Genomic DNA, 13,486 nt, shown 5'->3' on the forward strand with positions numbered 1-13,486 from the left:
TGCAGCCTACCTCTGGGTTGGGAAACACAAACGACCCTGCCAGTTTGGAAAATCCAAGCTAGCTGTGAGGTGGCCCGGCCGAGGTGGGCTCTCCCATGCGTACGGCGGTGCGGGCCGGCACTTCCCCCACCCCCAAGGAGACCTCGGTCATGAACGAAGCGGTCGTCGGACCCCCGGCAGACCTCCCGGCTGGACCACCGGCGAGAACGGGCCGGGCCGGCGACCGCGGGCGCCCCGTTTCCCACCGGTGGAGGTGCGGCCTCCACGTCACGCGGCAGCAGCTTCAGACAACCCCAAAAAAAGTGTCATCAGTGCACAAGTGGGACAACTGGCTACTTTTCCCGGGAATACCTCAGATCGTGATCAATATCCCGGAATGCAGCGTTGTGGTCATCACCTACAACGATGCCGCGCGGCTGGCCAGAGCCGTGCGGTCCGTGCTCCGGCAGTCCCTGCGCAACATCGAGGTGATCATCGCCGACGACGCGAGCACCGACGGCACGGGGAAGGTGGTCCGGGAGTTGCAGCGCAGGGACCCGAGGGTCCGCTACCTGCGCGGGGAGGTCAACAGCGGGGGCTGCGGGGTGCCGCGCAACCGGGGGGTGGCGGCGGCGCGGGCGCCGTACGTGATGTTCCTGGACAGCGACGACGAGCTGACGAGGCACGCCTGCAAGAGCATGCTGCTGGAGATCGAGCGGACCGGCGCCGACTTCGTCACCGGGCAGATCGCGCGGCTGTACGAGCAGACCGGCAGGACCGCGCGCTACTACCCCGCCCTGTTCTGCAGGCGCAGGACGGTCGAGGGCATCGCCCGGGAGCCGGAGATGTTCCTCGACTCCTTCAGCACCAACAAGCTCTACCGGGCCGAGCTGCTGCGGCGGGTGCCGTTCCGCGAGGACATGCACTACGAGGACCACGTCTTCAGCACCGCCCTGTACTGCGCGGCGCGGCGGTTCGCCGTGGTCCCCTGGGTGGTCTACCTCTGGCACCGGGCCGCGGCGGAGAGCGAGGCGCGGCTGTCGATCTCGCTGTCGCTGACGGAGATGGCCAACGTCCGCTCCAGGATCAGGGCGGCCCGGCTGAGCGACGACATCCTCCGGGACAGTGACCTCGGCGACCTCGGCGACCTGGTGTACGAGCGGCAGCGCCGCTTCATCCGCCAGGACCTGCGGGTCTACCTCAACCCGCTGCCCTCGCGCGACCCGGCGTGGATCGACGAGTTCGTCTCGGTGATCCGCCCCTACCTCGCGGAGCTCGACCCGGTGGTGTTCGAGACGATCGACCCGCTCCTGCGGGTCTGCTGCAGCTTCATCCTCGACGGCAGGCCCGACGAGCTCCTGGTGGCCGCCCGGTCGCTGAACGGGCCCAAGGCCCCGCCGCGCGTCGCCGTACGGGAAGGGGGGCGCACCTACTGGGGCGCGGTCGCCGACGAGAGGCGGGAGATCACCTCGCTCCGGATGGCCGAGCTTCCCTACAGCGCCTCCCGGCTGCGCCACGAGGCGGCCGTCACCGGGGAGGGCTCGCTGGTCAGGCTGGCGATCACGACGTACGACCCGTTCGGGGTGCTCGACGCCACGCCCGGCTGGAGCGCGTTCCTGCGGTTCAGGAACCATCGGGTGCGGCTGGAGCCGCGCTTCACCGGTGATGGTCACCTGAGCGAGGCGACGATCGACCTCACCGCGATGCGCCACGGCCGCCTGGGCTTCGAGGGCCGCTACGACCCCGTGGTCGAGATCGTCAACCCCGACGGGCGGGTCACCTCCGACCGGCTGCTCGTCGACCCGTGCACCGCGCCGTTCGGCACGTCCATCCTGTGGCACCGGGTCATCGTCAAGGCGGAGGGCAGCGCCGCGTTCCTGCGGGTGCTCTGGCGCCGCCAGGGGCTGCTGCGGCAGCTGCCCCGGCTCAAGCGGGTCGCCGCCCGCCTGCTGCGCAGGGTGGGCGGGCCCGAGGTGAAGCTCCGCGCCTACAAGGGGCTGATCTCCGTGCTGCCGCCGCGCGCGGACCTGGCCCTGTTCGAGTCCGACGTCGGCGCCGGGTACACCGGGAACCCGCGTTACATCTACGAGGAGCTCAGGCGGCGGAACACCTCGCTGAAGGTGGTGTGGTCGGTCGCCGAGGCCCGGGGGAACCTTCCCCCCGAGGTCAGGCCGGTGCGGCGGATGAGCTGGCGCCACATCTGGACCATGGCCAGGGCGGGCTACTGGGTCGACAGCCACGGCATGCCGCTGGCCTACCCCAAACCGCCCGGCACCCGCTACCTGCAGACCTGGCACGGCCAGGGCATCAAGTCGGTCGGCTTCGACGCGCCCGACCTGCGCGCCGACTTCGACGGGCCGCGGGCGACCTGGCGGGCCGCGGTGGACCGCTGGGACGCGCTGGTCGCACCCAGCGCCGAGTTCGAGCGGGTCTTCGTGCCCTCCAACGGCTACCGGGGGCGGTTGCTGCGGCACGGCTCGCCCCGCTGCGACGTGCTCGTGCACGGCGACCGGGAGGCGGCCGGGCGGGCGAGGGAGAAGCTGGAGATCCCGCACTGGTCCAGGGTGCTGCTGTACGCCCCCACCTACCGCGACCGGGCCAAGGGGTCCGGGCAGTCGGTCAGGGCCGACCTGGCCGCGATGGCCGAGGCCCTGTCGGGCGACTGGACGGTGGTCCTGCGGACCCACCCGGTCGAGCGGTTCGAGGTGCCGGAGCACCTGCGCCACTTCGTCCGGCAGGCGGGGTCCTATCCCGAGGTCAACGACCTGATCCTGCTCTCGGACGCGCTGCTGACCGACTACTCGTCATTGATGTGCGACTACGCGGTCACCGGGCGGCCGATGCTGTTCCTGATCGACGACTGGGACGAGTACCGCAGGGTGGAACGCGGGGTCTACCACGACCTTCCCGCGATCGCCCCCGGCCCCTGCCTGACCACGACCGAGGAGCTGATCGAGGCGCTGCGCGACCTCGAAGGGCTGAGCGCGGCGTTCGCCTCCAGGTACATCGCGTTCCGCAGGACGTGGTGCGCCGACGAGAAGGGCCACGCCTCGGCGAGGGTGGTGGACGCCTTCTTCGAGCCCTGCCACACCCGGCCGCCCCGCCCCGCCGACGTGCGGGAACGCGCCCCGGCCAGGGTACGGCACCTGAGCCGCCTGCCACTGCTGGGGCGGCCCCGGTGAGCGGCGGGCGTACGGGGACGGTGGTGTTCGCGTGCATGGACGCCGACACCCTCGGCGGCGTCCAGCGGGTCACCCACACCACGGCGCAGGGCCTGGCCGAGCGGGGCCGCGAGGTGCACGTGATCGGGCTGCACCGGGCGGAGCGGCCGTTCCGGTACGTGGAGGGAGCGCGCTACACCAGCCACGTGATCCACCGCGCCCCGGTGGGAAGGCTCTCGCGGCTGGGCAGGCGCCGCGAGCGGCGGGTGCTCGACGGGCTGCTGCGGGAGGTCGGGCCGGGCTTCGCGGTGCTCGCCTCGCCCGGCGTGGTCACCCGGATCGGGAGCCTGCTGCCCGAGCGGCTGCTGCCGATCGGGCAGTACCACGGCTCGTACGAGCACGCTCGGGGCTCCTGGCACCTCGGCTCGGTCCGCGGCCACTACGGCTCCCTGGAGAAGGCGGTGTTCCTCAGCGAGGAGGACGCCTGGCTGTTCTCCGAGCACGCGCTGCTGCCCAACACCTGGTCCATCCCGAACCCGCTGCCCGCCTGGCCGTCGCGGACCGCGGAGCTGACCGCCCGCCGGGTGCTCGGGGTCGGCAGGCTGGGGGGCGTGAAGCGGTTCGACCGGCTGATCTCGGCGTTCGCGGAGGCGTGCGGCCGCCCGGTACCCGGGGGCGACGGTGGCCACCCGGATCTCGTGGAGGCCCGCCGCGAGGCGGGTGAGGGCTGGGAGCTGCACCTGGTCGGCGAGGGGTCCGAGCGCGACCGGCTCATGTCGCACGCGGCGGCGTGCGAGGTGAGCGACCGGGTGGTGTTCCGCGGCGCGGTGCCCGCGACCCTGATGGGGGACGAGTACATGGGCGGGTCGATACTGGCGCTGTCCAGCGAGCACGAGGGGCTGCCCCTGGTGGTCGGCGAGGCCGCGTCCTACGGGGTGCCCTCGGTGGCGTTCGACGTGTCGGGCGGGCTCAGGTCACTCGTGCTGGACGGGCGGACCGGGGTGCTGGTGCCCCCGGCCGACGTGACGGCGCTCGCCTCCGCGCTGGCCGGGCTGATGGCCTCGGCCGAGGAGCGGCGGCGGCTGGGAGCCGCCGCCCGCGCGCACGTCGAGGCGTTCCGCCCGGACCGCGTCCTGGACCGGTGGGAGGCCCTGTTCGAGCAGGTCACCCGCTGAACGTCACGGGCCCGTTCCCGGCGGGCCGGTAGGACCGGTAGGACCGGTAGGGCCGCTGGGGCCGGTCATCCGCTGACCCCGACGGGCTCGGTGCGCGGCATCGGCACTCCCGCCAGCACGATCTGGGCGGAGGTGAGCCGGGCCCCCATCGGGTTCGGCTCGCGGAGCCGGATCAGCCGGTCGAACGCGACCCGCTTGACGCGGGCCAGCTTCCGCTTGGCCGCGGTCCGCTCGTAGGAGACCATCCGCGAGGTCTCGACCTTCGGCGCCCCGGTGAGCTCGTACCCGTACGTCTCCAGCCGGTCCCCGAGCACGCTCTCGCACAGCGAGACCTCGCCGGGGTCGAGCCGCTCGCGCCACGAGCCGGTCCGCGCGGTGGTCACCTCGCCGAAGGTGCGCACGTGCCACGTCTTGCGCGCGGGTACGGCGATGTCGGCCACCGCGCCCGGGTCGCACATGGCCGGGTCGTAGTCCTCGCCGAGGAACTCGCACAGCCTGCGCAGGTGGGCCTCGGGCTCCGCGGTCAGGTCCTCGTAGCGCAGCTCGTGGTAGCTGCCCTCGGGAAGCTTCGGCGCGCCGTGCCGGGCGAAGTCGATCGCCTCGGCCCAGGCCGACACCGCGCTGTAGACGCTCCCGTTGTACCAGGGCATCTCCTTCAGCGACGCCACACAGTCGCGGCCGTCCCTGATCAGGTGCACGAACTGGGCGTCGGGGAACAGGCGCAGCAGCACGTCGGTGTACTGGAAGTACGAGGGCCGCTTGTCGCCCCAGCGCGGCTTGCCGTGCCTGGCCGCGTACGCGCGCAGCACGATGCCCAGCGCGGAGCCGAGCGTCGGCGGCCCGTCGACGATCTGCTCCAGCACCTCGTCGCGGTCCAGGTCCAGCTCGTGAAAGCGCGTCTGGCGCCGGTCGACCACCCATTCGCCCAGCTCGCGCCGGTGCGCGGCGTCGTTGAGATCGCCGAACTGCAGTCGCCTCTGGTAGGTGGAGACCATGAACCGGGTCTCCGGCGGGATGGCGACGCGCGGGTGGGCGTGCATCATCAGCTGCAGCATCGTCGTCCCCGAGCGGGGACAGCCCAGGATGAAGATCGGGCGATCGGACGTCATGTCAGACCTTCGCAAGCTCGCCGAGCTGCCGGCTGGTGAGCCGCGCGGCCACCGGGCTCGGCTCGCGGAACCGGTTGACGCGGTCGCGGATCTCCTTGCGCCTGCGCGCCCAGCGCCGCTTGGACGCCGCCTTCTCGCACGCCTTGACGTGCGCCTTGCTCGCCTTGGGCGCGCCGCTCAGCTCGTAGCCGTTGGCGACGAGCCGGTCGGCCAGCACCGTCTCGCACACCGAGATCTCCCAGGGCTCCAGCCTGGCCTTCCACGAGCCCGCCCTGGCGGTCGTGACGTCGCCGTGGGTGTTGCTGTGCCAGACCTTGTGCTGCGGGATGGCCACCCTGGCGACGTGGTACGGCTCGCTCATCGCCGGGTCGTAGTCCTCGCCGAGGAAGTCGCAGAGCTTGCTCAGCTCGGTCTCCGGGTAGGCCGTCAGGTCCTCGTAGCGCAGCTCGTAGTAGCTGTCGGCGGGGAGCCTCTTGGCGTGCCGGCGGCCGTAGTCGATCGCCTCGCTCCAGTTGACCGCCGCGTGGAAGACGTCCTTGGTGTACCAGGGCATCTCCTTCAGCGACGCCACGCAGTCGCGGCCGTCCCTGATCAGGTGCACGAACTGGGCGTCGGGGAACAGCCGCGTCAGCAGGTCCACGTGGTGGTAGTAGCTGGGCCGCTTGTCACCCCAGCGGCTCTTGCCGTACTGCTCGGCGTACGAGCGGAAGGTGATGCCCATCGCCGACCCCAGCGTGGGCGGCCCCGCGACGATGTCGTCGATCAGCCTGTCCCCGTCGAGCTTGAGCTCCTTGAACTTGGTGTCCTTGTCGCTCACGATCCACCGGCCGACCCTGCGCCGGTTGCGCTCCTCGCGCAGGTCCCCGAAGGAGAACCTGCGGTAGTAGCCGGGCACCACGAACCGCGTCTCCGGAGGCACCGCGATGCGCGGGTGCGAGTGCAGCATCAGCTGCAACATCGTGGTACCGGAACGCGGGCAACCGATCACGAAGATCGGACGGTCGGACTGCATGACAACGAACCCCCGTAAAGCTTGGTCAAACAGATACGCGCGGCGCCTTCCGCACGAGCGGCACGACGGGCACCACCCGGGCGAAGAGCCACATTCGGTAGATCAAAACGACCTCGTTCAGCAGGAGCAGCACACCCGCCGCGACCGAGAGGGGCACCAGGGCGGACGTCCCGATCAGCGGGGCGACCACGAACACCGCGGCGTGGAACTCGATGCCGCTGATCAGGTGGGTCCGGACCCGGTGGCGGGCCAGCAGGCGGGTGAACCTGCGGGGCAGCTTCGGGCGCCTGCCCCCCCGGGGGCCCTGCCGCCCCGCCCGGCTCTCGTCCCGGCCCTCGGCCCGTTCCTCGTCCCGGTCCTCGAACCCGGCGACCCGCATCGGCTCGCGGGGGGTGATGACCTCGACGGGCCTGACATGCCCCGCGTGTCCCGCATGCCCTGCATGTCCCGTGTGTCCTGCGTTTCCCGCGTGCACGGTGTGCCCGGCGGCCACCGTCGCCTCGCCGGGCCTGGGGTGTCCCACGGTCACCACGGACTCGACGGGCACCAGACGCGCGAGCCGGTTCTCCTTGACCACCTCGCGCACGCGCTTCATCTGCGGCGCGTTCACGTAGCGGAACAGGTCGAGCACGGCCACCCCGGCACCGAGCAGGATGTAGGAGACGTCCCCCGTCACCGCGTACTGCCCGGACGCCAGCCCCGCGGCGCAGCAGACCACCCTGATGCGGTCGCCCACGTAGTCGAGCCAGAGCCCGAACGCCGTTCCCGTCCCCTTGAGCCGGGCGATCTTCCCGTCCATGCAGTCGACCATGAAGCTCACGTAGAACAGCAGGGCCCCCGCCACCAGCCGTCCGGACGCGAAGCAGATCGCCGAGCACATCCCGAGGATCAGGGAGAAGCGGGTGAGCCCGTTGGGGGTGATGGACGTGTGGTTGGCGACGAGCAGGGTGAGCCTGCACGCCACCGGGTCGACCAGGAAAACGGTCCACCAGGAGTCTTTTCGTTTCCGGGTCGCGTGAACGTCGTCCAACGAATAGGCCCTCATGTGTTCCAGCATGGCCACGCCGTGCCTCCTCTCATCTACGCTCTGTAACTACTAGAAGATCTCCATGCCACTTCTTGACCGACCCGCGCCACAGCGATCGGGTGCTTTGGGAAGGCGAAAGCCCGGAGAGGGCTTCCCCGGCCTTTCGCCCGGCGCGCCGGCCGTCCCACCCGCCCGCCGCTCTCCCGTACGGCGCGGGCGGCCCCCGGCTACCCGAAGATCCGGTCCACGGCCCTGGCCGCCGCGCCGCCGTCCTCCAGCGGGCAGAACCTGGCGGTGAAGGCGTCGTACGGCTTCCGGTACTTGGCGTGCACCTCGTCGACGTCCCGCACCGCCGCCGCGACCTCCTCGGTCGTGCGCAGCAGCGGCCCGGGGGCCTCGGCCTCGAAGTCGAAGTAGAAGCCGCGCACCTCGTCGCGGTAGTGCTCCAGGTCGTAGGTGTGGAACAGCATCGGCTTGCCGGTCACCGCGAAGTCGAACATCGCCGACGAGTAGTCCGTGATCAGCATGTCCGCCACCAGGTAGAGCTCCTGGATGTCCGGGTACATCGAGACGTCGAGGACGAAGTCCGTACCGACCCTGGGCAGCCTGTCGGTGACGCTCGGATGCTTGCGGATCATGAGCACGTGGTCCTCGCCCAGCTCCTCGTTCAGGTGCTGGAGGTCCAGGCGCAGGTCGAGCCGGTAGCGCCCCCTGCTGTAGAACTTGTCGTCGCGCCAGGTCGGGGCGTACAGGACGACCTTCCTGCCCTCGGGCAGGCCGAGCCGCTCCCGGATCTCCCGGGTGCGCGTGGCGGCCCCGGCGCGGCGCAGCAGGTCGTCGCGGGGAGAGCCGATCTCCAGGATCTCCCCCTCGAACCGCAGGGCGCCGTCCAGGACCGAGGTGCACCAGGGACTCGGCGAGATCAGGTGGCTCCACCTGGCGACGGCCCTCGCCAGCCGCTCGTGGTGGTCGGACCTGGCGAACGGCACCTTCTCGACGTCGAAGCCGACGCGCTTCAGCGGGGTGCCGCGCCAGGTCTGCAGCACCGTCTGCCCCTCCCTGCGCTCGAACCAGGAGGGCAGGTGGCTGTTGGTGACGACGTACCGGCAGCGGGCCAGGGCGTCGAAGAACTCCCGCCCGTAGCGCCGCACCGGCGTCACCCCCTCGGGCAGCTCCACCTGCCCGTCCCGCACGATCCACATGAACTCCAGGTCGGCGCCCCGCCGCACGAGCTCCTCGTAGATCGCCTTCGGGCTGTCGGAGAACTGCCGGCCACCGTAGCTGTCGAAGAGGACGGCGGGCCGCAGCGGCTCCTGGCACCTCGCGGGGTAGAAGTCCTCGCGCAGCAGCCGCTGCTGCTTCGGCCTGCCCGAGGCGCGCAGGTCGTCGCTCACGGTGAAGACGGCCTCGTCCATCAGGTCGGTGTCGAAGGTGAACGTACGGGTGGCGGAGACGTGCTCCAGCGGCGCGGACAGCCGGAACTCCATGCGCATGTCACCGGTGCCGGGTCCGGTACGGATCGCGAAGCCGTGCGTGCCCGCGGGCAGCGGCAGCCGCCCGCCGAGCGTGTCGCTCCCCTCCGGCGTCACCGTGGCGCTGCCGCCGACGAGCGGGAAGAGCCGTTCGGTGAACCGGTTGCGCGAGGTGACGACCAGCCACGCCGGGCCGTCGATCGGGCGCATCGGCGCCCCGGTCACCCTGAGGTGACCCTGGTCGGTCCACTCCACCCGCTCGACGTAGAACGTCGGCCGCTGCTCGCGCAGCACGAGCCCGCCCGCCTGCGAGCGGTCCAGCACCACGTCACGGCCGCGGAGCCGGTAGAGGCCGCGCTCCACGTCGCGGCCGACGAGCAGCGGACGGGCGTGCCACCGCTCTGGGCTTTCCGGGTTCGGGTGAAGCGGGGTCTCCGGCGGGCCGGACACCGGGCGTTCCTGGTCCTCCTGATGCTCAGGGCTTTCCGGGACGACCTCGAAGTGCCATTCGGCGCCGGGGTTGAGCGCGCTCATCTCCAGGCCGGCCGGGTCGAGGCCCGGCCAGCGCTCGGACAGCACCTCGTCGAGGTCGACCACCGCCTCGAAGGCGCCGTCCGTCACGGTCATCGGGTAGCGCCGGGCGCGGCCGCCCTGCGGGCGGGTCAGCCGCAGCGCCGGCGCGGCGCCGAGGTCACCGAGGTCACCGTCGCACCGGCCGCTGATCCGCAGCCTGCCCTCGGCCACCCGGTGGCCGGTGACCCGCCCGCCCGGCCGCTCCACCCTGAGCCTGAACTCCTCGGCGGGCGTCCACTCCGTCCACGCCACGGTCCCCGACTCGCGCTCGGCGAACTCCAGCCGCCGCGCGGCCGGGCTCGGCTGGGACAGCCTGCCCCTGCGTACGAGGCCACGGGACAGCACGCACAGGTCGATCCGCCAGGACGAGCCCGCGGGAAGCGCGGCCGGGTCGACGGCCAGCCGGAACCCGCACCAGTCCTTGCGCCTGCGCGGGCCGGTGTCGACCAGCGACAGGCCGCGCCGGATCGTGACCGGCAGCCGGATCCTGCGATCGTGGCTCCCGGGGTCCTCGGGGACCAGCCAGGCGAGGACGTGCTGCTGCATCCGCCTGCGGGGACGCAGGTAGCGCAGCGACACCCGGCCCTCGACGACCAGCCTGTCGTCCTTCCAGTCCAGGCTGTCCACCCGCTGCCGCAGGTCCAGCTCCTCGCGCATCCGCGTGGCCGGCCGCTCGACCGGCACGGGGCTGTTGAGGTGGTAGCCGCGCAGGGCGCCGCCGCTGACGCGGGCGGTCGGCTTGACCGTCCTGTCCCACTCCAGCAGCTGGACGAGGTCGTCCACCCGGCGTTCCCGTACGAGAGCCCACTTCGCCCGGCGCTGCGCGGGGATGAGCGGGAGGACCTTCGGCCCCGCCTGTTCGAGGTAGGCGCACGCCAGGTCGAGGAAACGGGTCCGGAACTCCTCCCCCGCCTGGTCCAGCACCTGCAGGAAGTTCGGCAGGTCGCTGTCGAGGACCATCCGGTCCCACGCCCTCAGGTGCCGGTCCCGTCCGGTGCCGGCCAGGAAGCTCCGCACCGAGTTGACGGCGGCGAACCGGTCCTCGATCCCCTTGACGTGCCCCCGGTTCTGCGTGATCGAGACGCTCTCCCCCTCCCGTTCCCGCCACAGGTAGACCGGGGTGGACAGCACGTCCACCGCCCCGGCCGTGAAGTGGGCGGGCAGGGAGACGGCGATGTCCTCCCACAGGACCCCCTCGGGAAAGCTCAGCCCCTGCCCGTCCCAGAAGGAGCGGCGCCAGAGCTTGTTCGTGACCAGGCGGTCCTTGAGCAGGATCTCGTCGCGGGTCACGTGGGTCCGCCGGGCGGAGTTGGCGAAGATCACCTTGTGCATCGCCGACTGGCGCACCCCCTGCCCGCTGAAGCGCAGGACGTTGCCCGTGACGAGATCGGACCCGCTCTCCCTCAGGCTGCACACCATCGTCTCGACTGCCGTCAGCGGGAGCATGTCGTCACTGTCGAGAAAGGCGAGGAAATCACCGGTGGCGTGCCTTATGCCGGTGTTGCGCGCGGTGCCAAGGCCCCCGTTCTCCTGCCGGATCAACCGGAACCGGCCGTCACGTTCGGCGAAGGCCCCGGCGATCTCCGCGCTGGAGTCGGGGGAACCGTCGTCCACCATGACGACCTCGATGTCACTCCAGGTCTGCGCGACCAACGACTCCAGACACGCCTCAAGGTACGGTTCCACGTCGTAGATGGGCACGATGATGCTCACTGGGGCCACGATCGGTCCTCCGGTAGTCGAAAGCTCACAGTCCGGTCCATCGGCGTGAACGCCGGACACGGCACACAGGTGAAGATCCACTCGTCGTGGAAGACGTCACGGGCGCGCGGCGGGAGGCCCAGCGGTCGCCGGAAAGCGGCGGAAGGGGCCCGTGTGCCCGTCGACACAACCTGGCGGCCATGAGCGCGACGTAGACGTCACGTCAGCAGCATGGCTTCGCGACGGGCCGGGCGAACCCGAAACATGACCGCGATGGAGTGAGCTGACCGAGACTTGACCATCTCCCGCACATCTCCCGCACATCCCCGCGCATCCCCCGCATGTCCTTCGCGCGTCTCCGGTGCGCCTTCCGCACATCTCCCGCGTGTCTCCCGCGTGCTTCTCGCGGGCGCCTTCCGCACATCTACCGCGCGCCTTCCGCGTGTCTCCCGCGTGTCTCCCGCGTGCTTCGCGCGTGCTTCTCGCGGGCGAACCGTCCGCGCCTCGGGCCCGCGGCGCGGCAACGCCTTCCCCAAGCCCAGGTCAAGGCTGGGAATGCACACGTCCTAGTAAGACGTAATGACCCTTCGATCCCCCCTGGCCGTCCGACACGATCGTGTGACCGAGACGGGCGAGATCACGGGAAACGGCATTCGCGGGGGGAAGCGCATGGATTCAACGGTGGTCGTGGGAGCGGGGCCCGCCGGGCTCACCGCGGCCTACGAGCTGACCCGGCGAGGACACCCCTGCGAGGTCTTCGAGGCCGACCGCGTGGTCGGCGGGATCAGCCGTACGGAGGAACGCGACGGCTGGCGCTTCGACATCGGCGGGCACCGCTTCTTCACGAAGGTGTCGCGGGTGGAGGACTTCTGGAACGAGATCCTCGGCGAGGAGGACTTCCTGCTCCGCCCGCGGATGAGCCGCATCCACTATCAGGGCCGTTTCTACGACTACCCGCTGAAGGCGTCCAACGCCCTGTTCAACCTCGGTGTCCTCGAATCCCTGCGGTGCGTCGGCTCCTACGCCTGGGCCAGGATCAGGCCGCCCGCCGACCAGTCCACCTTCGAGGGATGGGTCGCGGCCAGGTTCGGCCGGCGACTCTACGGGATCTTCTTCAAGACCTACACCGAGAAGGTGTGGGGCGTTCCCGCCACGAGCATCCAGGCCGACTGGGCCGCGCAGCGGATCAGGAACCTCTCCCTGGGCAAGGCCGTCGCCGACGCGCTGACGCCCGGAGGGCGGCGGAAGGAGGTCACGAGCCTCATCGAGGAGTTCCGCTACCCCAAGCTGGGGCCGGGCATGATGTGGCAGGCCTGCGCCGACCGGGTCCGCGAGCGGGGGTGCGCCGTGCACCTCGGCACCCGGGTCGAGCGCATCCGCCGCCACCACGGCCGCCTGGCCGTCACCGTCCGCTCGGACGACGACGGCGGCACCGGCCGTCCCGGCGACGGCACCGGCGCCGCTCACCCGGACGACGGGAGCAGGAGCGCCACCCGCGAGGTGTACTGCGGCGACCTCGTCTCCTCGATGCCGCTCAACGCCCTGATCCGCGCGTTCGGGCCCGACGTGCCCGACGCCGTCGCCGAGGCCGCCGCGGGGCTGAGGTACCGCGACTTCCTCACCGTCGCGCTGGTCGTCCCCGAGCGGTTCTCCTTCCCCGACAACTGGATCTACATCCACTCCCCCGAGGTCCGGCTCGGCCGGGTGCAGAACTACGGTTCCTGGTCGCCGTACCTGGTGCAGGCCGGGCGGACCTGTCTCGGCCTGGAGTACTTCGTCGACGAGGGCGACGACCTGTGGCGCGCCCCGGACGACGACCTCGTCGCGTTCGGCACCCGGGAGCTGGAGCAGCTCGGCCTGGTGACCCCCGGCTCGGTCCAGCGGGGCTACGTGGTGCGGATGCCGAAGGCCTACCCGGTCTACGACGCCGGTTACGCCGGCAACGTCGAGGTGCTCAGGAAGTATCTCGACGTGGAGTGGCCGGAGATCCACCCGGTCGGCCGCAACGGCATGCACCGGTACAACAACCAGGACCACTCCATGCTCACCGCGATGCTGACCGTGGAGAACATCGTCGACGGAGCCCGGCACGACGTCTGGGAGGTCAACGTCGACGAGGAGTATCACGAGGAGCGCGCGGACCCGAGGCGGGCCGCGAGCGGCACCGGCCGCGACGCCCCCGTCCTCCTCACGGACGCGCCCGCCTCCGCCTGAGGGCCCCGCCTCCCCCTCACCTTCCACCGACCTTACGGACACGCCACCTCGGCCCGAGGACCC

Annotated in this window: 7 protein-coding genes; 3 read left to right on the top strand and 4 right to left on the bottom strand. The window is 71.2% G+C overall.

The window, feature by feature from the left end; translation table 11 throughout:
* Window positions 1–359 precede the first annotated feature (359 nt).
* On the top strand, window positions 360–3,161 hold the full coding sequence (locus AC5L38_RS30110) for a bifunctional glycosyltransferase/CDP-glycerol:glycerophosphate glycerophosphotransferase (RefSeq protein WP_495246209.1): 2,802 nt from the start codon (window positions 360–362) through the stop codon (window positions 3,159–3,161).
* Between the two features lie 35 nt (window positions 3,162–3,196).
* Complete coding sequence (locus AC5L38_RS30115) at window positions 3,197–4,315, top strand: glycosyltransferase (protein ID WP_495246210.1); 1,119 nt, start codon at window positions 3,197–3,199, stop codon at window positions 4,313–4,315.
* 65 nt (window positions 4,316–4,380) lie between these two features.
* Here AC5L38_RS30115 and AC5L38_RS30120 read toward each other — a convergent pair whose 3' ends face one another.
* The 4 genes from AC5L38_RS30120 to AC5L38_RS30135 all read right to left on the bottom strand — a co-directional run bounded on the left by AC5L38_RS30120 (window position 4,381) and on the right by AC5L38_RS30135 (window position 11,221).
* Entirely contained in the window at window positions 4,381–5,424 is a 1,044-nt protein-coding gene (locus AC5L38_RS30120) for a sulfotransferase family protein (RefSeq protein WP_495246211.1), read from the bottom strand.
* 1 nt (window position 5,425) lies between these two features.
* Window positions 5,426–6,436, bottom strand: coding sequence for a sulfotransferase family protein (locus tag AC5L38_RS30125; protein ID WP_495246212.1), 1,011 nt, complete (start codon window positions 6,434–6,436; stop codon window positions 5,426–5,428).
* A gap of 25 nt (window positions 6,437–6,461) precedes the next feature.
* Entirely contained in the window at window positions 6,462–7,493 is a 1,032-nt protein-coding gene (locus AC5L38_RS30130) for a CDP-alcohol phosphatidyltransferase family protein (protein WP_495246332.1), read from the bottom strand.
* Between the two features lie 197 nt (window positions 7,494–7,690).
* Window positions 7,691–11,221 (bottom strand): bifunctional glycosyltransferase/CDP-glycerol:glycerophosphate glycerophosphotransferase, encoded by a 3,531-nt coding sequence (locus AC5L38_RS30135; protein ID WP_495246213.1) that lies wholly within the window; start codon window positions 11,219–11,221, stop codon window positions 7,691–7,693.
* A 657-nt stretch (window positions 11,222–11,878) separates the two neighbouring features.
* Here AC5L38_RS30135 and AC5L38_RS30140 point away from each other — a divergent pair.
* Complete coding sequence (locus AC5L38_RS30140) at window positions 11,879–13,423, top strand: NAD(P)/FAD-dependent oxidoreductase (protein ID WP_495246214.1); 1,545 nt, start codon at window positions 11,879–11,881, stop codon at window positions 13,421–13,423.
* Window positions 13,424–13,486: the final 63 nt, after the last annotated feature.

This window comes from Streptosporangium nanhuense (assembly GCF_059358815.1).